Consider the following 25464-nt stretch of genomic DNA (forward strand, 5'->3'; position numbering starts at 1 on the left):
CGGAGATCTAGAATGAAAACCCTCATGATGACGACGGCTGCTGCTCTGGCATTTGCGGCTCCGGTGTTCGCACAGGACGCGACGACGCCCCCGGCCACCGACGCCATGCCGGCCGAGACGATGCCCGCAGAGACCATGCCCGCAGAGACCATGCCCGCAGAGACCATGCCCGCAGAGACGATGCCGGCGGATGCCATGCCCGCAGAGACGATGCCCGCCGACGAGATGGCGACCGACATGAGCGACATGGAAGTGACGCTGTCGGCCGAGAATCCGGGCATCACCGCATCGTGGCTGCAGGGCCGCGCCATCTATACGACCAACCAGCCGTCGACCACCGAATGGACCGATGCAACGGGCGATGCGGTTCCGGGTGACTGGAACGAGATCGCGACTGTGTCCGACATCGTGATGTCGCCGGATGGTCAGGTCATGGGCTATATCGCCGACATCGGCGGCTTCCTGGGCATGGGCACGCACACCGTGCTGCTGGACCGCGATGTCCTGAACATGGCGATGTTCGGCGACGACACGGTTCTGGCGACCAACTACAGCCAGGAAGAACTGGAAGCGCTGCCGGAATTCGACATGGAAACCGTCCGCGACTGATCCCACCCGGTTTGTTTACAAGTTGCTTGGTTCATCGGGGCGCCCATCGGGCGCCCCTTTCGCGTTCTTTGCACCGTCATTTCAAAGATTTGCCCGAATGTGGCAAAATTCGTTCAACGCGCCCTTGACGCCGCGCGGCGGTCTGCGTAAACCCCGGCCTACTCCGGCGGGCGATCGTCCGGGGGATGAGTTGGGCGGTTGTAGCTCAGTTGGTTAGAGTACCGGCCTGTCACGCCGGGGGTCGCGGGTTCGAGCCCCGTCAACCGCGCCACAACTCATCATTCGCCCGAAGGAAATGCGCGGTTGTAGCTCAGTTGGTTAGAGTACCGGCCTGTCACGCCGGGGGTCGCGGGTTCGAGCCCCGTCAACCGCGCCATTTCTTCCCTTCCCCTTCTCGGCAGGATCACGCTAAGACAGCGTCGATTTTGCGTATCGGAGGAAGCGATGACGGACATGGTCCAAGCCCGGCAACTGATCGACGCCCTTGGCGCCGCCGCCCGACAGGCCGCGGTGGTTCTGGCGCAGACGCCAGCCGGACCGAAACGCATGGCCCTGCTGTCCGCCGCCGACGCCATCGCTGCCCGTACCCCTGATATCCTGGCGGCCAACGCCCGTGATCTGGACTTCGCGCGCGAAAAGGGGCTGTCGGATGCGATGCTGGACCGGCTGCGTCTGGACGGCGCACGCATCGCCGCGATCGCGCAAAGCCTGCGCGAGGTTGCCGAACAGGATGATCCGGTGGGGCAGGTCATCGCGGAATGGGACCGGCCCACGGGGCTGCATATCCGCCGCGTGCGCACGCCCATCGGCGTGATCGGGGTCATCTATGAAAGCCGGCCGAACGTGACCGCCGATGCGGGGGCGCTGGCGTTGAAGTCCGGAAATGCGGTGATCCTGCGCGGCGGTTCGGAAAGCCTGCATTCCAGCAGCGCGATCCATGCCTGCATGGTCGAGGGTCTTCGCGCGGCGGGCCTGCCGGAAACCGCCATCCAGATGGTGCCCACGCGCGACCGCGCGGCGGTCAGCGCCATGCTGGGCGCACAGGGGCTGATCGACGTGATCATCCCGCGCGGCGGCAAGGGGCTGGTCGGGCTGGTGCAGGACCAGGCCCGCGTGCCGGTCTTTGCGCATCTGGAGGGGATCTGCCACATCTATGCCGACGCTGCGGCCGATCTGGAAAAGGCGCGGCGCGTGGTGCTGAACGCCAAGACGCGGCGCACAGGCGTCTGCGGGTCGGCCGAATGCCTGCTGATCGACAGGGCGTTCCATGATCGCCATGGCGACGTCCTGATCCGTGACCTGCTGGAGGCGGGGGTCGAGGTGCGTGCGGATGGCGATCTGGCGCGCATCCCCGGCACCGTGCCGGCCAAGCCCGACGATTTCGGGTGCGAGTTCCTGGACATGATCATCGCCGCCAAGCTGGTGGACGGGGTCGAGGAGGCCATCGCCCATATCCGCCGCCATGGCAGCCAGCACACCGAATCGATCCTGACCGAGGATGACGCGACCGCCGAACGGTTCTTTGCCGGGTTGGACAGCGCGATCCTGATGCGCAACGCCTCGACCCAGTTCGCGGACGGTGGAGAGTTCGGCATGGGCGCCGAGATCGGCATCGCCACGGGCAAGATGCATGCCCGCGGGCCTGTGGGGGCGGAACAGTTGACCAGCTTCAAGTACCTGGTCACGGGCGACGGGACGATCCGCGCCTAGAACGCGATCTCGCCCCCGGTGTCGTCGAACTCATGGCGCAGGGGGCGGTTCTCGGCCCGCGCGGCCTCGGCCAGCAGGGCGAAATGCACCTCGGACGGGGCCAGGGTGCGGGGTTGGGGGCCGTCCAGCCAGCCCCACAGGGTCGGGTCGACCTTGCTGCGGTCGCATTCCGCGACCAGCCGCCATTGCGGGCCGTCACGCAGCACGATCACCCGGCCGCCCCAGGGCATCGCGCTTTCCATGCACATCACCGCCAGCACCAACATGCGGATCTCGGGCCGCGCGAAATCGCCTGCGGCGTCCAGGGTGATCGTCAGGCGGCCCTGTGCGGCGATCCCGTCCAGCAGACGGCGCAACTCGGCCAGGCCGATCCGCTGTTCGCCCTGCGCCATGCCGAACGCCATGCGATAGGCCTGGATGCGCGCGCGTGCCGCGCCCACCGCTTCGGAGATCAGGCGCAGTTCGGGGGATTGGGCCAGGCCCGGAAAATCGGGCGACATCTCCAGCAGCTCGACCCCGTTGCCGATGGCCCCCAGGGGCGACACCAGGTCATGGCACAGCCGCGATCCCAGCAGTGCGGCCAGATCGCCCGCAGCGATCCGCGTTGTATCGACCGTCATGTATGATTACCTTCCAAAGTGCAGAGAAATGGAGTTTTCGCGGTGAACGATATCCTTGAACCCGGCATGATCGTGCGTCATCCCGGCGCGCCCGAATGGGGCGAGGGGCAGGTCCAGTCCCGGATCGGCGACCGCATCACCGTGAACTTTACCGAGGCCGGCAAGCAGGTCATCGACGGACGCCGCGTGGCGTTGCAGATCCTGCGCATGGGCGACATGTAAACTCCTGATATTGCTTGCGCGACGATGCAACTGAAGGTTGCGCGATGCAAGCGGAACTTGGGCCGCACGTGTTGCATTGGCCGCGCGGCTTTCCTAGACAGGCCGCAGCCCAAGCACCGAGGCCATCGTGAACCGCGCCGACCCCGCCTTTTTCCAGATCCGCCTTGCCACGACGCCCCGCGACCTGATGGCCGCACAGCGCCTGCGCTATCGCGTGTTCGTCGAGGAGCTGGGCGGCACCGGCCCGCTGGTCGATCACGACGCGCGGCTGGAACGGGACGAGTTCGACCCCGTCGTCGACCACCTGTGCCTGATCGACACGCGCCGCGACGCGGAGGCGCTGGATCACGTGGTCGGCGTCTATCGCCTGCTGCGCAGCGATGTGGCGGCCGATTTCGGGCGGTTCTACTGCGACGGCGAATACGACCTGGCCCCGCTGCGCGACAGCGGCCGACCGCTGCTGGAACTGGGGCGGTCCTGTGTCGATCCCGATCACCGGGGCGGGGCGGCGATGTTCCTGATGTGGAACGCGCTGGCCGATTACGTGCTGGACCACGGCATCCAGATCCTGTTCGGCGTGGCCAGCTTTCACGGCACAGACCCGACGCTGCTGGCGCCGTCGCTGTCCTGGCTGCACCACAATCACCTGGCCCCGCCGGACCTGCGGCCCCGCGCGCGGCCCGACGGGTTCCAGACCATGGACCTGATCGCCCCCGACCGCCTGGACCGGCGCGAGGCGTTGGTCGGGATGCCCGCGCTGATCAAGGCCTATCTGCGCCTTGGCGGTCTGGTGGGCGAGGGGGCGTTCATCGACCGTGCCTTCAACACGACCGACGTGTTCCTGCTGATGGACACGGGCGCGATGTCCGCCAAGCACAAGCAGTTCTACGAAAGCCGCTGGCAGCCGACATGAGCCCGACCTGGCGCGATGCCGAACCGCCTGTGCCGGCCCCCCCGCGCGGGCTGCGCGACTGGCTGCGGGTGATCCGCCGCGGCGTGCCGGCGGTTCTGGTGCTGATGCTGGGCGTGCTGCTGATCCTGCCGCTGCGCGGGATCGAGCGACTGGTGCATGGCCGCCGCCGCCCCTGGACCGGACCGCATGTCCAGATCGTCTGCCGTCTGGTCCTGGCCTGCATCGGCCTGCGCTGGCGGCGCGAAGGGACGCCCCTGCGAGGCCCCGGCGCGGTCGTGGCGAACCATTCCAGCTGGCTGGACATCCTGACGCTGAACGCCGCCCTGCCGGTCTTCTTCGTCAGCAAGGCCGAGGTCGCCCGCTGGCCCGGCATCAACATCCTGACCCGCGTGACCGACACGCATTTCGTGACACGCGACCCGAAACTGGCCCGCGCGCAGGCGGTGGAATTCGCCGAACGCATCCGCGCCGGGCATCGCCTGCTGTTCTTCCCCGAAGGCACGTCCAGCGACGGACGCCGCGTCCTGCCGTTCAAGCCGACCCTGTTCCAGGGGTTTCTGGCCGACGACCTGCCCGCCAGTCTGGCGATCCAGCCGGTCAGCGCGACCTATCACGCGCCGCCCGGGCGGGATCCGCGATTCTATGGCTGGTGGGCGGACATGGATCTGGGGCCGCACCTGCTGTCGATTCTTGCGGCAAGACGCCACGGGCATGTGACCGTCCGGCTGCACCCCCCGATTCCCGTCGCAGGAAACGGCCGCAAGACCCTTTCGGCAGCATGCTATTCTGCGATAGAAGCCGATTTTCGCGGTCTTGCCACACCTGCCTGAAACCGTCGGGCCGACCCCTGTCAAGACCTTGCCAGCCGCGTTTTGACGCTATATCTGGTGTCCAACCCTGAACAAACCACCAAGGAATGAGCGTATGACCCGCTTTGCCGCCCCCATCGCCGAACAGATCTGGGACATGAAGTACCGGATGAAGGATTCCGAGGGGCAGGCCGTCGACGGGTCGGTCGAGGACAGCTGGCGTCGCGTCGCGCGCGACCTGGCGCGCGTGGAAAGCGACCCGGCCAAGTGGGAGGACAAGTTCTATTCCGCGCTGGAGGACTTCAAGTACCTGCCCGCGGGCCGCATTCTGGCCGGTGCCGGAACGGGCCGGTCGGTCACGCTGTTCAACTGCTTCGTCATGGGCACCATCCCCGACAGCATGGGCGGCATCTTCGACATGCTGAAGGAGGCTGCGCTGACCATGCAGCAGGGCGGCGGCATCGGTTACGACTTCAGCACGATCCGCCCGCGGGGCGCGGTGGTCAAGGGCGTGGCGGCCGATGCGTCGGGCCCGCTGTCCTTCATGGATGTCTGGGACGCGATGTGCCGCACGATTATGTCAGCCGGCTCGCGCCGTGGCGCGATGATGGCGACGATGCGCTGCGACCACCCTGATGTGGAACAGTTCATCGTGGCCAAGCAGGACAGCGCGCGCCTGCGCATGTTCAACCTGTCGGTGCTGATCACCGACGATTTCATGGATGCCGTGCGCGCCGATGCGCCTTGGGACCTGAAGTTCGAGGGTCGGGTCTACAGCACCGTCCAGGCGCTGGACCTGTGGAACCGGATCATGAAGGCGACCTATGATTTCGCCGAGCCGGGCGTGATCTTCATCGACCGGATCAACAAGGCCAACAACCTGTCCTATGTCGAGACGATCGCGGCCACCAACCCCTGCGGCGAGCAGCCCCTGCCGCCCTATGGCGCCTGCCTGCTGGGCTCGATCAACCTGGCCCGGCTGGTCAAGAACCCGTTCACCGAAACGGCCGAACTGGACCCCGAAGGCCTGGACGATCTTGTCCGCACGGCGGTCCGGATGATGGACAACGTGGTCGACGCATCGAAATTCCCGCTGGACGCGCAGGCCGAGGAGGCCCGCAACAAGCGTCGCATCGGCCTGGGCGTGACCGGTCTGGCGGACGCGCTGCTGATGCTGGGCCTGCGCTACGGCGCCGATGACGCGGTTGCGCAGACCCGCGTCTGGATGAAGGCCATCGCGCGGTCTGCCTATCTGGCATCCGTCGAGCTTGCCAAGGAGAAGGGCGCCTTCCCGCTGTTCGACGCCAAGAAATACCTGGCCTCGGGCTTCATGTCCAAGATGGACGCCGACGTCCGCGACGCGATCGCCAAGCACGGCATCCGCAATGCCCTGCTGACCTCGATCGCGCCGACGGGCACGATCAGCCTCTATGCGGGCAACGTGTCGTCGGGGATCGAGCCGGTCTTCGCCTATGCCTACAAGCGCAAGGTCCTGCAGAAGGACGGTTCGCGGACCGAGGAGGAGGTCGTCGATTACGCAGTGCAGATGTGGCGCGACCTGAAGGGCGACGCGGCGCTGCCCGATTACTTCGTGAACGCGCAGACGCTGGCACCCAAGGACCACGTTGCCATGCAGGCCGCGGCGCAGGAATGGGTCGACAGCTCGATCTCGAAGACCATCAACTGCCCCGAGGACATCAGCTTCGAGGCGTTCAAGGACGTCTACATGGCGGCCTGGGATCTGGGCTGCAAGGGCTGCACGACCTATCGTCCGAACGACGTGACCGGCTCGGTGCTGTCCGTCAGCGAAACGACCGAAAAGGCGCCGGAGGCCGACAAGGGCGCGGATGTCGTCTATCTGACCGAGCCGCTGGACCGTCCCGCGGCGCTGGAAGGCGCGACATACAAGCTGAAGTGGCCGGGGTCGGAGCACGCGATCTACATCACGATCAACGACATCATCCACGGCAACCACCGCCGCCCGTTCGAGATCTTCATCAACTCCAAGAACATGGAGCATTATGCCTGGACGGTCGCGCTGACGCGCATGGTCTCCGCCGTGTTCCGCCGCGGGGGCGACGTGTCCTTCGTGGTCGAGGAGCTGAAGGCGGTCTTCGATCCGCGCGGCGGGGCCTGGATGCAGGGCCGCTATGTCCCCTCGATCCTGGCGGCCATTGGCGGCGTGATCGAACGCCACCTGATCGAGACGGGCTTCCTGGCGGGCGAAGGGCTGGGCCTCAAGTCCGACCCGCAGGCCGAAGTGATGGCCGTGGGCGAGGCGCCGCGCGGCCCGGCCTGCTCCAGCTGCGGTCAATACGGTATGCGCATGGTCGAGGGCTGCATGACCTGCCCCAGCTGCGGCCATTCCAAATGCGGATGATCTGAAGCGGTCCCCAAGCGATCATAAGTGAAAAAGGCGGTCCATCTGGACCGCCTTTTATTCATGATCGGCACAGCCCTACGCGTCTGGCGATTGATATTGTCGCGGAATGAGGCGCTATGGAGGGGCAGAAGTCAGCCATCATGGACCACCGGAGATGGGTGCAGCGCCGCTGATCCCCATCCCGCATCACGGGCATGCCCATGCGTCACGCGCGTTTATGATCAGCCATCGACATCGTCAGACGCGCTGCCTCACCGCGATGGTCATTTGCCCTTGGCAGCAACGGCCGCCGAGACGACATCCTTGGTGCTGGGCGCCGAAGCGTTCGTCTTGGGCTTCTGCTTCTTCGGCTTCTTCTCGTCGCGTTTGCGTTTGTCCATGCCCTTGGCCATGTTCGTTTCTCCAATAGCCGCCGTGGACCGGCGGGTGGAAACGATACGCCTTTGCAGAAAAAAGGATAGACACGTCGGCGGCATCACCGCCGTTTCGGGGCGATCAGGGCTCGAAGCCTGGCTCGTACTCGACGAAGGCGCTCATGCACAGATCGGCGCAGGGGTCCTTCGGGGCGGCGCAGGCGGACAGCGCCAGGATGGCGCAGAGGGACAGGCGAAACATGATACTGACTCCGATACTATCGAAGCCTTATATAGGTCATTTGTTCAATTTGCTAACCTGTCTTTCCGGTCAGGACAGGCATCGCCCCTATCTGCCGCGTGGCGCCGCATAGACCGCCGCCCAGTAACGCGTGCGCCCATTCGCGCCAAGCGCCTGCCCGATGCCGAAGTTGCTGACCTGCGGGATCATGGTGTTCGAGACATGGCCCGCAGAGGCGTTCCATTCCGCCAGAACCCGATCCAGGCCGAAGGGCCCCGCGGCGATGTTTTCTGCCGTGACGGTGGGCGCATAGCCAAGCGCCTTGACCCGCTGCGACGGGCCCGAGCTGCGGCTGCCCGCATGGGTCATGCGGCCGCGTTGCGCCATGTCGCAGGCATGCCGTGCCGCGGCGCGCGCCAGCAGATCGTTCGCCTGCACCGGGGGCAGGCCGGATCGCTGCCGGAGCGCGTTGGTCGCCCGCACCCCGGCCGCCTGCTGGTCCGCCGTCGTGGCAGGGCAGGTGGCAGGACCGGGCGCCGAGGCCTGGACGTCGATCGTCGATGCCGGCCCGGTCGGGGCCGATGCACAAGCAGCCGTCAGCAGCGCCAAGGTCAGCACCCCGCAACGACCGTAGGGACCAGATGCCGACATCAGGAGCTCCCGTCATGATTGCATTATGTGCTATTTGACACGCATAAGGTATGTCCTGTCACCTGTTTTGTGCAGACCTTGTCCGAAACCGTCAACACGGCGGAACTTGGGGCAGACGGCTCCACCACCGGGCGGCCATGGGCGCAATTATGCGTCGCGGCGCTGTCGGCGATCCGGCGGGCGCGTCGGTTCGCCGCCGCATCATCATGGGCGGACACGTAGCCCATCATGCAGGCGGCGCGGTTAGTTGGCTGACCGACCTTGGAGACGACCAGGATCGCGTGCTTCACCTGCCATCGGCAACGGCCAGGTGAAAGTGCTGGATAGCCGCGACGGGGACTGACCGGCTGCCGACCTGTGCCATGCGCCATTCCCCGGTTGGCCCCGCTTGGCCGAAGGCACCGAATGTCGGCATGCCCGGCCCAGCGGCAATGGCCATAGGTCACCGCCTCGCGGCCGTCGGTCTGGCGCAGCAGATAGGACTATCCCCCAACGCCGGGGCAGGACAGATCGGCCCAACTGCCCTCGTCCGGCGGCGACCGGTCGATCACGCGGCAATTGCGCGCCGGTCCGTTCGTTTTCTAGATACTGGTCAGCCCGCCCAGGCAGGGTGCGCCAAGGCGATCAGGATCGCTGCTGCGCATCGTGTCATCAATCCTCTCCGACCGTGGTTCCGGCGGGGGAACGCGCGGGGGCGGGCATGGGTCTCGGCCAGGGCGGACGCCTTGACGCAGGGGACAAGGGTCACGACTGTTGACCTGCGCGTCCCAAGAAACCATCTAGGATGACAAGACCGCCCGGTGCCATGGCCGGGGCGGGGCCCCTGACATGGATTGACGATGACGCGGTACCTGTCCTCCTCGACGCTCGCCTTTCTGGCGATCCTGGGCTTTCTGGCCTTCTGGATCGGTGGCGGCATGCTGAACCGTGAACCCCCCGCCGAGGCCGCCCCGGTCGAGGTGGCGGTTCCCCATGTCGCGGCCAGCATGTCCGTCGCCGAGGAGATCGTGCCGCGGACGGTGCTGTTCGGGAATGTCGTCCCGGACCAGACGTCGATCCTGCGGGCGCGCACCGCAGGGATCGTCGAGGAGGTCGTGCGCCAGGGCCACGTCGCCGAACAGGGCGAGCAATTGGCGCTGCTGTCGGCCGACGACCGCGAAGCCGGCGTGGCGCGCGCCGATGCGGCCGTGGGGTCGGCCGAGCGCGACTATGACGCCGCGCGGCAGTTGCGGGAACGGGGCGTGACCTCGGAGGCGGAGCTGCAGTCGCGCTTCGCACAGCTGGAATCGGCCCGGGCCGAACTGCGCGCGGCCCAGCTGGAACTGCAGAACACCCGTCTGACCGCCCCGATCAGCGGCACCGTCAGCAACGTCATGGCCGAACTGGGCAGCTTCGTGGATGCCGGCGGAGAGGTCCTTGAGATCGTGCGCAACGATCCCCTGATCGCCCAGATCGAGGTCCGCCAGTCCGAGATCACCTCGGTCGCGCTTGGCCAATCCGCGCAGGTCGTCTTTCAGGGCGGGCGCGAGGCCGAGGGTCGCGTCCGCTTCATCGCGCCGGTCGCCACGGCCGAAACGCGGACCTTCCGCGTCGAGGTCGAGATCCCCAATGCCGACAACGCCGTGCCCGCGGGCCTCAGCGCGCAGATCTCGCTGGAGATGGACGGGGTGCGGGCGCACCGGTTATCGCCGGCCCTGATCCGGCTGGACGATGCCGGGCGGATCGGGGTGTTCGTGGTGGGTGACGATAATCGGACCCTGCGTTTCGCACCGGTCGATATCGTGCAGGCCCGTGCCGAGGCGATCTGGGTCACCGGTCTGGACGACCGCGCGCGGGTCGTCACCATCTCGCAGGGCGCGCTGAGCGACGGACAGCAGGCCCGCGTCAGCGACACGCCCGACGCGTATCGCGGCGTGGTGGGCGATGGCGAGGTGGCCGACGCGGCCGCCCTGCTGGGTGCGGCCGAGGCCGCCGACGGCGTGGCCGGACCATGAACGGGATCATCGCGGCGGGCTTTTCCCGCGCCCGCACGGTGATGATGGTGATGGTGGGCCTGCTGCTGGCGGGCTTTACGGCCTATGTCACCATCCCCAAGGAATCGATGCCCGAGGTCGACATCCCGATCTTCATCGTGAACGTCACCTATAGCGGCGTCAGCGCCGAGGATGCCGCCACCCTGCTGGCCGAACCGATCGAGCGGCAGGTGAACGCGCTGGAGGGGCTGCGGCGGATGGAGACCGTGGCCAGCGAGGGTTTCGCCTCGGTCACATTGGAGTTCCGCCCCGGCTTCGATCAGGCGCAGGCGTTGCAGTCGGTCAAGGATGCCGTCGACGACGCGGGGCCGGACATTCCGCCTGAGGCCGACGGCCCCTTCGTGCGCGAGATCGACATGGCGCTGTTCCCGATCCTGACGGTGGCGCTGTCCGGCCCCGTCCCGGAACGCGAGCTGATCCGCCTTGGCCGCGCGCTGAGCGACGAGATCGAGACCGTCAGCGGCGTCCTGCAGGCCGACCTGACCGGAGAGCGCGAGGACCAGCTGGAGATCCTGATCGATCCGCTGGCGCTGGAGACCTATGGCATCTCTCCGGGGCAACTGTCGCAGGCGATCCAGGCCAACAACCAGCTGATCGCGGCGGGGTCTTTCGATACCGGGGCGGGCCGCATCGGGGTGTCGATCCCCGGCACCGTCGTCCGCCTGGACGAGATCATGTCGATCCCGGTCCTGGTCGACGGGGCCACCGTGCTGCGCGTCCAGGACGTGGCCGAGGTGCGCCAGACGTTCAAGGACCCGGTCAGCTTTGCCCGCATCGACGGACAGCCCGCCCTGGCCATCGACGTGCGCAAGACGGTGGGCGCGAACGTGATCGACACCGTCGCCGCGGTCCGCAACGTGGTGGCGCAGACCCGCGCCGACTGGCCCGAACAGGTCGGCGTCGTCTTCATGAACGACCAGTCCAAGGAGATGCGCACCCTTCTGTCGGACCTGCAGAACAACGTGATCGCGGCAGTCGTTCTGGTGATGCTGGTCACGGTGCTGTTTCTGGGCCTGCGCGCATCGCTGCTGGTGGCGGTGGCCATCCCCGGATCGTTCCTGGGCGGCATCCTGATCATCTGGGCGCTTGGCTTCACGCTGAACGTGATCGTGCTGTTCGCGCTGATCCTGGTGGTCGGCATGCTGGTCGACGGCGCCATCGTGGTGGTCGAGATGGGCGAGCGCCTGATTGCCAAGGGCCACGGCAAGGCCGAGGCCTATCTGCTGGCGGCGCAGCGGATGGCCTGGCCGATCACCTCGTCCACCGCGACCACGCTGGCAGTCTTCTTTCCGCTGCTGTTCTGGCCGGGGCTGGCCGGGCAGTTCATGTTTTATCTGCCCGCCACGATGATCGCCACGCTGCTGATGTCGCTGCTGATGGCGCTGGTCTTCGTGCCGGTGACGGGCAGCGTCGTGGGCGGGGGGCAGGCGCTGCCGCCCGAACCCGATGCTGACGACACGTCCGGCGCGATGGCGCGCCTGTCGATCTGGACCATCGCGCGGCCAGGCGCCACGTTGGGACTGTCGATCCTGACGGTGCTGGTGATCCTCTATGCCTATTCGCACCTGAACCGCGGGGTCGAGTTCTTTCCCGAGACCGACGCCGAGCGCGCGCAGGTCCAGATCACTGCGAACGGCAACCTCTCCGTCCAGGAGAGCGACCGACTGGTGCGCCTGATCGAGGAACAGGTCCTGGGTTTCGAGGGCATCGAGCGCGTCTATTCCCGCACCATCGGCAGCGTCGAGGAGCGTGTCCGCTCCAGCCTCTCCAGCGACGTGATCGGCCAGATCCAGGTCGAGTTCACCGACTGGCGCACCCGCGCCCCCTCGACCGAGGTGATCGACCAGCTGCGCGCCGCCACGGCGGAGGTGCCGGGCCTGGGCATCCAGATCGAGGCCGCAGCATCCGGGCCCGGTGCGTCCCGCCCGGTCCAGATCGAGATATCGGCCTCCAACCGCCCGGCACTGCAGCAGGCGTCGGCCAAGATCGAACAGCTGATGCAGGCGCAGGGCCGCTTCGTGGACATCGCCAACGATACGCCCCGCCCCAACCCCGAGATCCGGCTGGTCGTCGACCGAGAGGAATCGGCGCGCTTCGGCATCGACATGAACACCATCGGCACCGCGGTCCAGCTGCTGACGACGGGCGTGAACCTGGGCACCTACCTGCCCGATTTCGCCGATGACGAGGTCGACATCGCCCTGCGCTATCCGTCCGATCAGCGCAATCTGGAGAACCTGTCGTCATTGCGTGTCGCAGGTCCGTCCGGCGCGCAGGTGCCCATTTCCAACATGGTGCAGATGATCCCGGCGCCTGCACCCTCTGCCATCACCCGCATCGCCGCCAGAGAGACCCAGACCCTGACCGCGGACCTGGCCCCGGGCGCCACGCTGCAGGCCGAGCTGGCGCTCATCCAAGCCAGCATCGACCAAGCCGATCTGCCCGACGACGTCGAGGTCACGTTCGGAGGAGAGATCGAGGACCAGCAGGAGGCGATGACCTTTCTGATGGGGGCGTTCGTCGCAGCGATCTTTCTGATGTTCACCATCCTGCTGATCCAGATGAACAGCTTTTATCAGGCGCTGCTGGTGCTGACGGCGATCGTGTTCTCGATCTCGGGGGTGTTCCTGGGGCTGATGGTCCGGCAGGAAGCATTCTCGATCGTGATGAGCGGCATCGGCATCATGGCCCTGGCGGGCGTCGTGGTGAACAACAACATCGTGCTGATCGACGCCTATAACGAATATCGCGGGGCCGGCGACGATCCGGACCGCGCGGCGCGGCGTGCGGCGTCGGAACGGGTGCGTCCGGTGCTGTTGACGGCCGGCACGACGGTCATCGGCCTGGTGCCGATGGTGCTGGGCATGACCATCGATTTCACCGGCCGCGACCTGTTCCTGGGCGCGCCTTCGGGCCAGTTCTGGATCCAGCTGTCGACGGGGATCGCAGGGGGGCTGGTACTTGCAACGGCGGTCACGCTGATCCTGACGCCGACGCTGTTGGCATGGGACGGACGCAGGCGCGTCCGCAGGCAGGCGCGACGCACGGCGGCGCAGCCCGCAGAATAAGGCGGGCCGCCCGATGGGGCGGCCCGACCGTCGTTCAGTCGAAGGCGCGGTCGGTGATGGTCGACACCCACGCCCCTTCGGGGGCGGCCTGGATCACCGGGTCGGACCCGCCCGACAGCAGGATATCGACGGTGCGCTGGTAATCGGCCTCGGCCAGGGTGCCGTCCGAACCTTCCAGCAGCTTGGCGATCTCGGTCATCATGCGGGTCTGATGCTCCAGGGTCTGCGCGCCGGTCTCGTCGTTGTCCAGGACGATCTGGGCGGCCTCCTCGGGGTTCTCGGCCGCGTATTGCCAGCCGCGCATGCTGGCGCGGACAAAGCCCACCAGGTCGGTCACCTTCTCGCTGTCCTCCAGCGTCTCCTCCAGTACATAGAGGCCGTCCTCAAGGGTGGCCACGCCCTGATCCTCGTACTTGAAGGTCACCAGGTCGCTCTCGGCGATGCCGGCGTCGATCACCTGCCAGTACTCGTTGTAGGTCATCGTGCTGATGCAGGCCGCCTGTTTCTGCAGTAGGGGATCGACGTTGAAGCCCTGCTTCAGCACGGTCACACCCTCGGGGCCGCCCTCGGTCGACAGGCCAAGCGTGTTCATCCAGGACAGGAACGGGTATTCGTTGCCCGCGAACCAGACGCCCAGCGTCTTGCCCGCGAAATCGGTCGCCGGATCGCTGATGCCGCTTTCCTTCAGACAGGTCAGCATCATGCCCGACGCCTTGAAGGGCTGGGCGATGTTCACCATCGGCAGGCCCTTTTCGCGCGCGGCCAGCGCCGCAGGCATCCATTCGACGATCACGTCCGCGCCGCCGCCGGCCAGGACCTGGGTCGGGGCGATGTCAGGACCGCCCGGCAGGATGGTCAGGTTGACGCCCTCTTCCTCATAGAAACCCTTTTCCTGCGCGACGTAATAGCCCGCGAACTGGGCCTGCGTGACCCATTTCAGCTGCAGTGTCAGATCGCCCGCCTGCGCCCCTCCGGCCATCAGCGCAAGGGCCGCGGCCCCGGTCATCAGTCTTGTCATTTCCCGTCTCTCCTGTTGGTGGGATCCGCCCCGGATGGGGATGCGGCCCCGGTTAGTTGCGCTGCGACGGGTGCCAGAACGTCACCTTCTTTTCGATCAGCGCAACGATGCCATAGAACAGCGTTCCCGCCAGCGCCGCCACGACAATTTCGGCCCAGACCAGCGGCAGGTCCAGACGTCCCACCGCGGTCGAGATGCGGAAACCCATGCCGCGCGTCGGGCTGCCGAAGAATTCGGCAACGATCGCCCCGATCAGGGCCAGCGTGGTGGTGATCTTCAACCCGTTGAACAGAAAGGGCATCGCGGCGGGCAGGCGCAGCTTCCACAGCGCCGCGCCATAGGGGGCCGCCCAGCTGGCCATCAGGTCGCGCTGCATCGCATCGGTGGCGCGCAGGCCCGCGACCATGTTCACCAGGATCGGGAAGAAGACCATCACCACCACGACCGCGGCCTTGGACTGCCAGTCGAAGCCGAACCACATGACCAGGATCGGGGCGATGCCGACGATGGGCAGGGCGGCGACGAAATTGCCGATGGGCAGCAGCCCGCGCTGCAGGAAGGGGCTGCGGTCGATGGCGATGGCGGTCAGGACCGCCGCCGCCGCACCGATCAGCCAGCCGGTCAGCGCCCCCTTAAGGATCGTCTGGACGAAGTCGGCCCACAGAATGCCGGTATTGGCCGCGAAACTGGCCGCGATCTGGCTGGGTGCGGGCAGGATCACGGTCGGGATCGCATAGGCGCGGACCGCCATCTCCCACAGCAGGATGATCGTGCCGCCAAAGATGATCGGCACGACGGCGCGCGTGGCGGGCGTGTCGAACCCGGCCAGCCAGGCGTTGAACAGCCACGCGATCAGCCACACCGCCACCAGCGGCGCGGCCGTCGGCGCCAGCCAATGCGCGGCGACCAAGGCGACGATGCCCCCCGCGACCGCCTGGATGTTCTGCAGGAACCAATAGGTCCGACCAAGGCGCAGCTCTGTCATCGTGCCAACCCCATGCGGCTGAGGGTGCGTCGCTCCAGCCATCCGACGATGGCCACAAGGCCCGCGGCCAGCAGGGCCGCGACGAACAGCGCCGACCAGATCTGGACGGTCTGGCCGTAATAGCTGCCCGACAGCAGGCGCGCGCCCAGGCCCGCGGTCGCCCCGGCGGGCAGTTCGCCCACGATGGTGCCGACCAGCGCCGCGGCGATCGCGACCTTGAGGCTGGCGAACAGGTAGGGCAGCGACGACGGCAGCCGCAGCCGCCAGAAGACCTGGGCGTTGCTGGCGCTCCAGCTGCGCATTTGGTCCAGCTGCATCGCATCGGGGGTGCGCAGGCCCTTGACCATGCCGACCAGCACCGGAAAGAACGACAGCCATGCGGCGATGATCGCCTTGGGCAAAAGACCCGTGACACCCATGCTGGACAGGACCACGATGACCATCGGCGCGATGGCCAGGATCGGAACGGTCTGGCTGGCCACGGCCCAGGGCATGACCGACTGGTCCATGCTGCGGCTGTGGACGATGCCGACCGCCAGCAGGATGCCCGCGCCGGTGCCGATGGCAAAGCCCGCCAGCGTCGCGGACAGGGTCACCCAAGCATGCCAGACCAGGCTGCGGCGCGAGGTGATGGCCTGACCGGCCACCCCCTCCCACAGGCCGACGGCCACCTGGTGGGGGGCGGGCAGCACGGGGCGTTCCTGCACCAGGGTGCGCGCGACAAGGTCGGGCAGGGTCAGCGTCACCTCGGCCCGGGCGGCCTGGTCACGCTCCCACTGGGCGTTCATGCGGATCGCGGCCAGGTACCAGACGGCGACGATGGCCAGCAGCACCGTCATCACGGGCACAAGCCGCCCCCTAGTCATGGCTGTGCCCGTCGCGCAGCCCCTCGCGGACCTCATGGGCCAGGGCGATGAACTCGGGGGTGTCGCGGATGTCCAGCGGACGGTCCGGGGGCAGGGTGCTTTCGATCACGCGGGTGATGCGGCCCGGACGCGGCGACATGACGACGATCTTGGTCGACAGATAGACCGCCTCGGGAATCGAATGCGTGACAAAGCCGATGGTCTTGCCGGTCTTGCGCCACAGGGCCAGCAGCGCCTCGTTCAGGCGGTCGCGCACGATCTCGTCCAAGGCGCCGAAGGGTTCGTCCATCAGCAGGATGTCGGCGTCGAAGGCCAGCGCGCGGGCGATGCTGGCGCGTTGCTGCATGCCGCCCGACAGCTGCCACGGAAACTTGCCGCCAAAGCCCGACAGTTCGACCAGGTCCATGACCCGGGCGATGCGTTCCGCGCGATCAGCCTTGGAAAACCCCATGATCTCCAGCGGCAGAGCGATGTTCCCCGCGATCGTTCGCCACGGATAAAGCCCCGGCGCCTGGAACACGTACCCATAGGCGCGCGCCCGTCGGGCCGCGTCCGGCTCCATCCCGTTGACGCGCAGGGTGCCGTCGGTGGGCGTCTCCAGCGCGGCGATGCTGCGCAGGAACGTGGTCTTGCCGCATCCCGACGGCCCGATGAAGCTGACGAATTCGCCGGGCGCGATGGACAGGTCCACGTCCTTGAGGGCGTGCACCGGCCCGTCGGCGGTCTGGAAGGTCAGGCTGACGCCGCTTGCCTCGATGACGGTCAAGTCACACCCCGCTTGCGGGAATGCCGCCGCGCTGGACCGGGCGCGGCGCGGTCAGGTCCTTCCAGGCGGACAGCGCGCGGTTCACCTGACCGCGCGGCTCGCGGGCCACGAATTCGCCGTGCCCCTCGCGGCTGTCGACCTTGCCTTCGGTCACCGCGACGACGCCGCGGGTCAGGGTGAACCGCGGCAGGCCTTTGACGGTCTGCCCCTCGAACACGTTGTAATCAATCGCCGATTGCTGGGCACCGGCGGTGATCGTCTTGGTCGCCTCGGGGTCCCAGACCACCAGGTCCGCGTCGCTGCCGACCAGGACCGCGCCCTTTTTCGGGTACATCCCCAGGATCTTGGCGATGTTGGTCGAGGTGACGGCCACGAACTCGTTCGGCGTCAGCCGCCCCGTGCCGACACCATGCGTCCACAGCATCGGCATCCGATCCTCAAGGCCCCCGGTGCCGTTCGGGATCTTGGTGAAATCGCCGATGCCGGTGCGTTTCTGATCGGTTGTGAAGGCGCAATGGTCGGTCGCCACGACCGACAGGCTGCCCGACTGCAGACCGGCCCACAGGCTGTCCTGATGCTGCTTGTTGCGGAACGGCGGCGACATGACCCGGCGTGCGGCATGATCCCAATCCTCGTTGAAATACTCGGATTCGTCCAGTGTCAGGTGCTGGATCAGCGGCTCGCCCCAGACCCGCTTGCCTTGGGCGCGAGCCCGGCGGATCGCCTCATGGCTGTCCTCGCAGCTAACATGGACCACATATAGCGGCACACCCGCCATGTCGGCCACCATGATCGCGCGGTTCGTGGCCTCGCCCTCGACCTGGGGCGGGCGGGAATAGGCGTGGGCCTCGGGGCCGGTGTTCCCCTCAGCCAGCAGTCGTGCGGACAGTTCTGCCACGACATCGCCGTTCTCGGCATGGACCATCGCCACGCCGCCCAGATCGCCCACCCGACGAAACGACGCGAACAACTCGTCGTCATTCACCATCAGCGCGCCCTTGTAGGCCATGAAATGCTTGAAGCTGGTGATGCCGCGGTCTACGACCGCCTGCATCTCTTCGAACACCTGCTGGCCCCACCACGTGACCGCCATGTGATAGCTGTAATCGCAATGCGCGCGCCCGGACTTGTTGTCCCACATCTGCAGCGCATCCAGCAGTCCCTGGCCCGGCGACGGCAGCGCGAAATCCACGACCATCGTCGTGCCTCCCGCCAGTGCCGCCCGCGTCCCGCTCTCGAAATCGTCGGCCGAATAGGTGCCCATGAAGGGCATCTCCAGATGCGTGTGCGGGTCGATCCCGCCCGGCATGACCAGGCAGCCGCCCGCGTCCAGGACGGTGTCACCGACCAGCCCCTGACCGATCGCGGCAATACGCCCCCCCTCGATCAGCACGTCGGCCTGATAGCTCAGATCTGCCGTGACGATGGTTCCGCCCCTGATGACCGTGCTCATGGCATCCCTCTTCTTCTTTGTCCAAATACCCTGGGGGTCCGGGGGTGAAACCCCCGGCCACGGTCCGCGTCAGCGGACGATCTCGGCGGCGTCCAGCACCGCGTGCAGCAGCACGTCGCATCCCGCACGCGCCCAGTCCGGCGTGATCGCCTCGGCCTCGTTGTGGCTCAGCCCGCCTTCGCAGGGGCACATGATCATCACTGTCGGCGCAACCTTGGCAATCCAGCAGGCGTCATGCCCCGCGCCCGACACGATATCCATGTGGCTATATCCCAGCTTCTCGGCCGCGCCGCGCACCTTGCCGACCAGGTCGGGATCAAAGGTCACCGGGTCGAAATGCCCGACCGGCTCGATCTCGATCCCCAGCCCCAGTTCCGCGGCAATTTCAGCGGCCTCCTCTTCCAACCTCGACCGCATCGACGTCAGCTTCTCCAGATCTGGCGACCGGAAATCGATGCAGAACACCGCCTTTCCCGGAATGACATTGCGGCTGTTCGGGAAAAGGTTGGCTTGGCCGACGGCGCCGACCGCATCCGGCTGGTGGTCCATCGCGATGCGATGCACCGCCTCTATGATCCGCGCCATGCCAAGGCCCGCATTCACGCGCATCGCCATGGGCGTGCTGCCCGTATGGGCATCCTTGCCGGTCAGCGTCACCTGCAGCCACCACAGCCCCTGGCCATGGGTGACCACGCCGATCTGCTTGCCCTCTGCCTCAAGGATCGGGCCCTGTTCGATATGCAGTTCGAACATCGCGTGGATCTTGCGGTCGCCCGGCGCTTCGGTTCCGCGCCAGCCGATCCTGTCCAACTCGTCGCCGAAACGCTTGCCATCGGCATCCTGCCGGCTGTTGGCGTAATCCTCTGTCAAGACGCCCGCAAAGACGCCCGACGCCAACATGGCGGGCGCGAAACGCGCGCCTTCCTCGTTGGTCCAGTTCGTCACCACGATGGGGCGGCGCGTGCGGATGCCCAGGTCCCGGATCGACCGGATCACCTCCAGCCCGGCAAGGACGCCCAGCACCCCGTCATAGCGCCCGCCGGTCGGCTGCGTGTCCAGGTGGCTGCCGATATAGACGGGGTCCAAATCTGGCTCGACCCCCTCATGGCGCATGAACATGCTGCCCATCCGGTCGACGCCCATCGTCATGCCGGCTTCTTCGCACCAGCGCTGGAAAAGGCTACGTCCCTCGGCATCGGCATCGGTCAGAGTCTGGCGGTTGCAGCCCCCCGCGATGCCGGGGCCGATCTGGGCCATCTGGTCCAGACTGTCCCACAGCCGGTCGCCATCGACGGTCATGTTCGCAGCCGTCATCACGCCACTTGCGTCGCTCATTCGCAGTCCTTCCTGTCGGGCCGCCCCGTTCTGTCGCGGGGTCGGCTGGATGGGTTTGGCCGCTTACGCGGCGGTCTTCAGCACCTCGCCAAGCGTGCCGATCAGATGATCGATCTGCGCCTCGCTGATGATCAGGGGCGGCGACATGGCGATGATGTCGCCCGTCACACGGATCAGGATGCCGGCCTCGAACGCGCGCACGAAGATGTCGAAGGCGCGCTTGCCCGGCTGACCCTCGATCGGCGCCAACTCCACGGCGCCGATCAGGCCCATGTTGCGGATGTCGATCACGTTCGGATGGTCCCGCAGCCCGTGGATCGCCTCTTGCCAATAGGTCTCCAGCGACGCGGCGCGCGTCAGCAGACCTTCCTCGGCATAGGTGTCCAGGGTTGCGATGGCCGCCGCGCAGCTGATCGGGTTCCCGGAATAGGTATAGCCGTGGAACAGTTCGATGATGTGCTCGGGGCCCTGCATGAACGCGTCATAGATCTCCGCGGTGGCCAGGACCGCGCCCATCGGGATCACGCCGTTGGTCAGGCCCTTGGCGCAGGTGATCATGTCGGGGACAACGCCGAAATGCTGGGCCGCGAAGGGGCTGCCCAGGCGCCCGAAACCGGTGATCACCTCGTCGAAGATCAGCAGGATGCCGTGCTTTTTCGTGATCGCGCGCAGCTTTTCCAGATAGCCCTTGGGCGGTATCAGGACGCCGGTCGACCCGGCCATCGGCTCGACGATGACGGCGGCGATCGTCTCGGCTCCGTGCAGGGCCACGATGCGCTCCAGCTCGTCGGCCAGGTTGGCGCCATGCTCCGGCTGCCCCTTGGTGAAGACGTTCTCGGGCAGATGGGTGTGGGGCATGTGGTCGACGCCCGCCAGCAAGGTGCCGAAATGGCGGCGGTTGTTCACGATGCCCCCGACCGAGATTCCGCCGAAGCCCACGCCGTGATAGCCCCGCTCGCGCCCGATCAACCGCGTGCGGGCCGCGTCGCCCCGCGCCCGGTGATAGGCCAGCGCGATCTTCAGCGCGGTATCGACGGCCTCGCTGCCCGAATTCGTGTAGAAGACATGGTCCATCCCGTCGGGCGCGATGTCCACGATGCGGTTGGCCAGCTCGAACGCCAGCGGATGGCCCATCTGGAATGCGGGGGCATAATCCAGCTCTCCGACCTGGGCCTGCACGGCCTCGGTGATCCTGGGGCGGCAGTGGCCGGCGTTGCAGCACCACAGGCCTGCCGTCCCGTCCAGGATCTGGCGACCGTCTGCGGCCGTGTAATGCATGTCCTTGGACGCAACCAACATCCGCGGCGCCGACTTGAACTGACGGTTCGCGGTATAGGGCATCCAGAAGGCGCGCAGGTCATTCGGGGCGGGCTTGCGGTCAAGCGGCATGGGCATCGTCCTCACGGATTATTGACCAAACGGTCAGGATCAGGCTAGCACGGGGCAGGGGGCAGTCAAGCGTCCTGACAAGCCGGATGACAATTCCGACCGATCTGCCCAAAATCGGATCATGCCAGAGCCGGAGCTTCGATGACAGAGACCAGCATGCCCCAGATGACCCGGATTCAGCAGAAAAACAGGGAGCTGATCCTGAACGGGGCGTTGGAGGCGTTTTCGGCCAACGGATTGCGTGGCGCGACAATCGACCAGATCGCGCGGGCGGCGGGCCTGTCCAAGCCGAACGTGCTGTACTATTTCGGCTCCAAGGACGAAATCCACAAGGCGCTGCTGACGACCCTGCTGGAGATGTGGCTGGCGCCGATGCGCCAGATCGACCCCGACGGAGAGCCGCTGGCCGAGGTGCTGCGCTATGTGCAGGCCAAGCTGTCCATGTCGCAGGACTATCCCCGCGAAAGCCGCCTATTCGCCCACGAGATCCTGCAGGGCGCGCCGCATCTGACCGAAATCCTGGGCGGCGATCTGCGACAGATCGTCGACCGGACGGTCGCGGTTCTGGAAGGATGGATGGACCAAGGGCTGCTGGCGCGGGTCGAGCCGCGCCACCTGATCTTCTCGATCTGGTCGATGACCCAGCACTATGCCGATTTCGAGACGCAGGTCCGCGCCGTTCTGGGCGACGGCCGCGACCCCGTGGCCGAGGGCGCGGCATTCCTGGACGATCTGTACCGAAAGCTGCTGACGCCCTAGCTGGGCTTGTCCAGCATTTCGGCCGCCGTCAGGATCAGCGACAGGTTCTCATGCGCTGCGGCGATGAAATCCTCGCGCGCGCCCGACACCCAATCCTTGGTCGCGGCGTTCGTCGCGGCGATGATCGCGGCGGCCAGGATCTCGATCACGCGTTCGTCCGACCCGGGCATCCGCCGATGCAGCAGCGTACGCATCTGCGCGCGGCGCGCCAGCATGGCGCTGTTGCGCAGCGCCTCCAGCTTGGGGTCCTTGTCGGACAGGGCCAGCATCGCCCCGATCAGCTCGCGTTCGTTCAGATATCGGGCCAGATGCGCCTCGATCAGCAGGCCCAGATCCTCGATCAGGCGACCCTTGCCCGCGATGAAGATCTCGGACGCCTCGGGCGGATAGTCGGGCGGCGGACCCATCAGGGCCGCCTCCTTGTAGGGATAATAGTTGAAGAAGGTCCGCGTGCTGATGCCCGCATGTCGAGCGATCGCCTCGGTCGTGACATTGGGAAGACCGTCGCGGACGGCCAGTTCGATGGCTGCGGCCTGGATTTTCTTGGCGGTTTTGAAACGGCGCGTCTCGAGGGGGCTCATGCAGGTCCGATCTTGTCTTGTTGTTCCGGCCAGCGTCGCAAGCCAGCGTTGCGGCGGCAAGCCCGAAAAATGCGGAAAACGCCGTCTGCGGGTGGCAGAGGGCGTTTGCGCCTTGCGAAAAGGTCGTCTGAAATCAGCTGCCCCAGGTGCGGACGGGACCGCAATCCATGTGCACGAAGTTCGACCGGCTGTAGCGTCCCACGCCACCGGCGCGGCAGGCCACGGCAGCTTGGTACATCTGCCCGACCGAGCGCGACTTTAACCGCAGGTCGGCCGCCTTGCCCGTCAGGTGCAGCGAGTTCTGCGCCACGCCGCTGGACTGGCGCCGCAGCATCGCGTTGGTGCGGGGCGAGCGGTATCCCGACAGCATCATGTAGGGTTCGTTGGTCTGCAGCAGGCGCGAGGACGCGGCCGCCACGTCGATCATCCGCGGGTCGATGCCGATCACCTCGCCGGTGCGCCAGTCGCGCATGAACACGTTGATCTCGTTCAGGGCCTCGCGGATGTATTTTCCGTCGACCCAATAGACCGTGTCGATGCTCTCGCCGGTCCGGCCGTTGTACATCTTGACCCGCCGCATGTCGCCCGCATTGCCGCGCAAAAATCCGAAGGCATTCGCCATCACCGGGGTCGCCGCAACACTGGTTGCCGCGAACACACCCAAGATGCCGCGACGGGAGATAATGTCCATTGTCATGTCAGATCGCCTGTCCTGCTTCGTTTTTTTAAGCCGGCGACACGTCGCGGCCTGTCGTGGTTTATCCCCGACCTGATTAACAATATGTCAAAAGCGCGTGCGCGACGAAACGGATTCTGCCGGGATGGCCGATCCTAACCCGAATTTCGGCAAGATTTCGCCTAAAACGGGTAATGTTGCACATCGGCGGCGGCGCTGTGGCGTTTTGGCAACCACTACTTTTCCACTGCACAAACAAACGCGTGGGGTGTGGCGCGCGCACGGCGGCCATGGGACAATACGGGCAGAATTTCGGAGGTTCAGATGGCGGTTCGAGTGGTCCGGGGCGTGCTGGCGCTGACACTGGCAGGGGTCGTCGGCTGGTTTCCCGTTGCGTCCGGCGCACGCGAACCTCTCGCTGCCGTGAGCGTGGCCGCGGCGCCACGGCTGGATTTCACGCCGCAACAGATGGCCTTGGCGCTGGCAGTGTCGGACGACGCCGATCTTGCCTCGTTCTATGGCAGCAACGGGTTGCGCCCGATCTTCCTTGGCCCCGAGGGAGAGGCCCGGCGACTCGCCTTGCGGGACGCGATCGGGAACGCCCCGCGCCATGGCATCCCCGTCGCGCGATACCAGCCCGACCGCCTGACGGCGACCGAAGGCCTTGCGGCCGAGATCGCCCATGCTCATGCCCTGTCACGCCTGCTGCGCGATCTGACCGGCGGCGTGCTGAACCCGACGCGCGTCGACCCCGAGATCAAGCGACAGCCCGTGCGGACCGCGGTGGTCCCGCTGCTGGCGCGGTTCGAGGCGGCGGCGGATCCTGCGGCGGTCCTTGCCGGGGCCGGACCGGACCATCCGGCCTATCTTGCGCTGCAACAGGCGCTGTCCGGGCCGGCCGACCTAGCCGTCCCACAAGGCCTGCCGCGTATCGCGACCGGTGTCTGGCGGCCCGGCCAAAGGGCCGCGGCGATCGCCGACCTGCGCACGCGCCTGGTGGCCATCGGGTTTGCCGCCGATGCGCCGGATGCCACGCTGTATGACGATGCCCTTGCGCGTGCGGTCGCCGATTATCAGCGTGCGGCCGGCCTGCCGGATGACGGCGTCGCGGGCCCGCGGACCATCGCGGCGCTGAACGGCGATGGCGGCACCGGACAGGACGCGCGGCAGCGCGCGATCCTGGTGGCGATGGAGCGGATGCGCTGGATGGCGTCCGAGGATCTGGACAGCCGCCATGTCTGGGTGAACATCCCTGAATTCAGCACGACCATCGTGGAAGACGGAGCCGAGGTGTTCCGCACCCGCAGCGTCATGGGCAAGGACACGCCCGAGATGCGCACGCCAGAGTTTTCCGAGATGATGGCCAATGTCGTGGTCAATCCTAGCTGGAACGTGCCGCGGTCCATCGCCGTTCGAGACTATCTGCCCCGCCTGCAGGCGAACCGTCATGCGCTGTCGCATCTGGACGTGGTGGATGGCGCGGGGCGGGTGCTGGCGCGGGACGGCATCGACTTTGGCCGCTATAGCGCCGCCAGCTTTCCGTTCAGGCTGCGCCAGAAGCCAAGCGACGACAATGCCCTTGGCGTGGTCAAGTTCATCTTCCCCAACCCCTGGAACATCTATCTGCACGACACGCCGTCCAAGCACCTGTTTGCGAACCGGGTACGGGCGGAATCGAATGGCTGCATCCGCATCGGTGATCCGGTCGATCTGGCCCGCGCGCTGCTGTCCCGCCAAACCGACGATCCGGCTGCCATGTTCCAGCGCGCCCGCGACCGGGAACGCGAGACCTGGCTGAAGCTGACGCCGCCGGTTCCCGTGCATCTGGTCTATTTCACCGCCTGGCCCGGCCCGGATGGGCGCATCCGGCTGTTCGACGACATCTATGGCCGCGACGCTCGCATCTGGGAGGCGCTGCAGGCCCAGGGCTTTGGCGCGGCGGCGCCCGCCATGGTCGCGGACCTGAACCCGGGGTTGTGACCCGCCCCGGAACGCGGGCACTGGAAGCAGCCTTGCAAACAGGC

The 25464-nt window shown here is 66.7% G+C and carries 22 protein-coding genes and 2 tRNA genes; 12 read left to right on the forward strand and 12 right to left on the reverse strand.

Annotation, left to right across the window (positions count from 1 at the left end):
• The first annotated feature begins 24 nt into the window (after nucleotides 1–24).
• The 4 genes from LZ686_RS09795 to LZ686_RS09810 all read left to right on the forward strand — a co-directional run bounded on the left by LZ686_RS09795 (nucleotide 25) and on the right by LZ686_RS09810 (nucleotide 2319).
• Entirely contained in the window at nucleotides 25–609 is a 585-nt protein-coding gene (locus tag LZ686_RS09795) for a hypothetical protein (RefSeq protein ID WP_349547640.1), read from the forward strand.
• A 194-nt stretch (nucleotides 610–803) separates the two neighbouring features.
• A tRNA-Asp gene (locus tag LZ686_RS09800) sits at nucleotides 804–880 on the forward strand.
• 28 nt (nucleotides 881–908) lie between these two features.
• Nucleotides 909–985, forward strand: a tRNA-Asp gene (locus LZ686_RS09805).
• Nucleotides 986–1062: 77 nt separating this feature from the next.
• Nucleotides 1063–2319 carry a glutamate-5-semialdehyde dehydrogenase gene (locus tag LZ686_RS09810; protein ID WP_502921997.1) on the forward strand — a complete coding sequence of 419 codons (1257 nt, stop codon included), beginning with the start codon at nucleotides 1063–1065 and terminating at the stop codon, nucleotides 2317–2319.
• Here LZ686_RS09810 and LZ686_RS09815 read toward each other — a convergent pair.
• The gene (locus tag LZ686_RS09815) at nucleotides 2316–2939 is read right to left on the reverse strand and encodes a histidine phosphotransferase family protein (protein WP_045980844.1); all 624 of its coding nucleotides are present in this window, start codon (nucleotides 2937–2939) and stop codon (nucleotides 2316–2318) included. The genes LZ686_RS09810 and LZ686_RS09815 overlap by 4 nt on opposite strands.
• 42 nt (nucleotides 2940–2981) lie before the next feature.
• Between LZ686_RS09815 and LZ686_RS09820 the strand changes: the two genes are divergently transcribed.
• The 4 genes from LZ686_RS09820 (at nucleotide 2982) to LZ686_RS09835 (ending at nucleotide 7263) form a co-directional block, all read left to right on the forward strand.
• Nucleotides 2982–3161, forward strand: a complete 180-nt coding sequence (locus LZ686_RS09820; RefSeq protein WP_042249936.1) for a DUF3553 domain-containing protein — start codon at nucleotides 2982–2984, stop codon at nucleotides 3159–3161.
• A gap of 127 nt (nucleotides 3162–3288) precedes the next feature.
• The gene (gene olsB, locus LZ686_RS09825) at nucleotides 3289–4074 is read left to right on the forward strand and encodes an L-ornithine N(alpha)-acyltransferase (RefSeq protein WP_502921925.1); all 786 of its coding nucleotides are present in this window, start codon (nucleotides 3289–3291) and stop codon (nucleotides 4072–4074) included.
• Nucleotides 4071–4904, forward strand: coding sequence for a lyso-ornithine lipid O-acyltransferase (gene olsA / locus LZ686_RS09830; RefSeq protein ID WP_349547642.1), 834 nt, complete (start codon nucleotides 4071–4073; stop codon nucleotides 4902–4904). Before olsB ends, olsA begins: the two co-directional genes overlap by 4 nt.
• A gap of 94 nt (nucleotides 4905–4998) precedes the next feature.
• Nucleotides 4999–7263, forward strand: coding sequence for an adenosylcobalamin-dependent ribonucleoside-diphosphate reductase (locus LZ686_RS09835; RefSeq protein WP_349547643.1), 2265 nt, complete (start codon nucleotides 4999–5001; stop codon nucleotides 7261–7263).
• A 266-nt stretch (nucleotides 7264–7529) separates the two neighbouring features.
• On the opposite strand, the gene LZ686_RS09840 is transcribed toward LZ686_RS09835, so the two are convergent.
• Nucleotides 7530–7658 carry a hypothetical protein gene (locus LZ686_RS09840; protein ID WP_255352761.1) on the reverse strand — a complete coding sequence of 43 codons (129 nt, stop codon included), beginning with the start codon at nucleotides 7656–7658 and terminating at the stop codon, nucleotides 7530–7532.
• A 310-nt stretch (nucleotides 7659–7968) separates the two neighbouring features.
• On the reverse strand, nucleotides 7969–8511 hold the full coding sequence (locus LZ686_RS09845; RefSeq protein WP_349547644.1) for a CAP domain-containing protein: 543 nt from the start codon (nucleotides 8509–8511) through the stop codon (nucleotides 7969–7971).
• Nucleotides 8512–9350: 839 nt separating this feature from the next.
• Here LZ686_RS09845 and LZ686_RS09850 point away from each other — a divergent pair.
• A complete protein-coding gene (locus tag LZ686_RS09850) occupies nucleotides 9351–10505 on the forward strand; it encodes an efflux RND transporter periplasmic adaptor subunit (RefSeq protein WP_349547645.1) in 1155 nt (384 codons plus the stop codon).
• Nucleotides 10502–13612, forward strand: a complete 3111-nt coding sequence (locus LZ686_RS09855; protein WP_349547646.1) for an efflux RND transporter permease subunit — start codon at nucleotides 10502–10504, stop codon at nucleotides 13610–13612. The genes LZ686_RS09850 and LZ686_RS09855 overlap by 4 nt, the downstream gene beginning before the upstream one ends.
• Nucleotides 13613–13646: 34 nt before the next feature.
• On the opposite strand, the gene LZ686_RS09860 is transcribed toward LZ686_RS09855, so the two are convergent.
• The 7 genes from LZ686_RS09860 to aptA form a co-directional block, all read right to left on the reverse strand.
• Nucleotides 13647–14630: an ABC transporter substrate-binding protein gene (locus LZ686_RS09860; protein WP_349547647.1), complete on the reverse strand. Its 984-nt coding sequence runs from the start codon at nucleotides 14628–14630 to the stop codon at nucleotides 13647–13649.
• A gap of 52 nt (nucleotides 14631–14682) precedes the next feature.
• Nucleotides 14683–15615, reverse strand: coding sequence for an ABC transporter permease (locus LZ686_RS09865; RefSeq protein ID WP_349547648.1), 933 nt, complete (start codon nucleotides 15613–15615; stop codon nucleotides 14683–14685).
• Entirely contained in the window at nucleotides 15612–16454 is an 843-nt protein-coding gene (locus tag LZ686_RS09870) for an ABC transporter permease (RefSeq protein ID WP_273744508.1), read from the reverse strand. The genes LZ686_RS09865 and LZ686_RS09870 overlap by 4 nt, the downstream gene beginning before the upstream one ends.
• A gap of 19 nt (nucleotides 16455–16473) precedes the next feature.
• Nucleotides 16474–17247: an ABC transporter ATP-binding protein gene (locus LZ686_RS09875; protein WP_349547649.1), complete on the reverse strand. Its 774-nt coding sequence runs from the start codon at nucleotides 17245–17247 to the stop codon at nucleotides 16474–16476.
• A 1-nt stretch (nucleotide 17248) separates the two neighbouring features.
• Nucleotides 17249–18700, reverse strand: a complete 1452-nt coding sequence (gene hydA / locus LZ686_RS09880; RefSeq protein WP_349547650.1) for a dihydropyrimidinase — start codon at nucleotides 18698–18700, stop codon at nucleotides 17249–17251.
• Between the two features lie 69 nt (nucleotides 18701–18769).
• Complete coding sequence (locus tag LZ686_RS09885) at nucleotides 18770–20035, reverse strand: Zn-dependent hydrolase (RefSeq protein WP_502921995.1); 1266 nt, start codon at nucleotides 20033–20035, stop codon at nucleotides 18770–18772.
• Between the two features lie 63 nt (nucleotides 20036–20098).
• Nucleotides 20099–21424, reverse strand: a complete 1326-nt coding sequence (gene aptA, locus LZ686_RS09890) for an omega-aminotransferase AptA (protein WP_349547651.1) — start codon at nucleotides 21422–21424, stop codon at nucleotides 20099–20101.
• Between the two features lie 141 nt (nucleotides 21425–21565).
• On the opposite strand from aptA, the gene LZ686_RS09895 reads away from it, so the two are divergent.
• Nucleotides 21566–22183, forward strand: coding sequence for a TetR family transcriptional regulator C-terminal domain-containing protein (locus tag LZ686_RS09895; protein WP_232303252.1), 618 nt, complete (start codon nucleotides 21566–21568; stop codon nucleotides 22181–22183).
• Here LZ686_RS09895 and LZ686_RS09900 read toward each other — a convergent pair.
• Both LZ686_RS09900 and mepK read right to left on the reverse strand, forming a co-directional pair.
• Nucleotides 22180–22764 carry a TetR/AcrR family transcriptional regulator gene (locus LZ686_RS09900; protein WP_052714525.1) on the reverse strand — a complete coding sequence of 195 codons (585 nt, stop codon included), beginning with the start codon at nucleotides 22762–22764 and terminating at the stop codon, nucleotides 22180–22182. The genes LZ686_RS09895 and LZ686_RS09900 overlap by 4 nt on opposite strands.
• 133 nt (nucleotides 22765–22897) lie before the next feature.
• Nucleotides 22898–23461, reverse strand: coding sequence for a peptidoglycan L,D-endopeptidase MepK (gene mepK, locus LZ686_RS09905; RefSeq protein WP_045980855.1), 564 nt, complete (start codon nucleotides 23459–23461; stop codon nucleotides 22898–22900).
• 303 nt (nucleotides 23462–23764) lie between these two features.
• On the opposite strand from mepK, the gene LZ686_RS09910 reads away from it, so the two are divergent.
• Entirely contained in the window at nucleotides 23765–25420 is a 1656-nt protein-coding gene (locus tag LZ686_RS09910; RefSeq protein WP_349547652.1) for a L,D-transpeptidase family protein, read from the forward strand.
• Nucleotides 25421–25464: the final 44 nt, after the last annotated feature.

This window comes from Paracoccus sp. NFXS7 (assembly GCF_040148865.1).
GTDB lineage: Bacteria > Pseudomonadota > Alphaproteobacteria > Rhodobacterales > Rhodobacteraceae > Paracoccus > Paracoccus marcusii.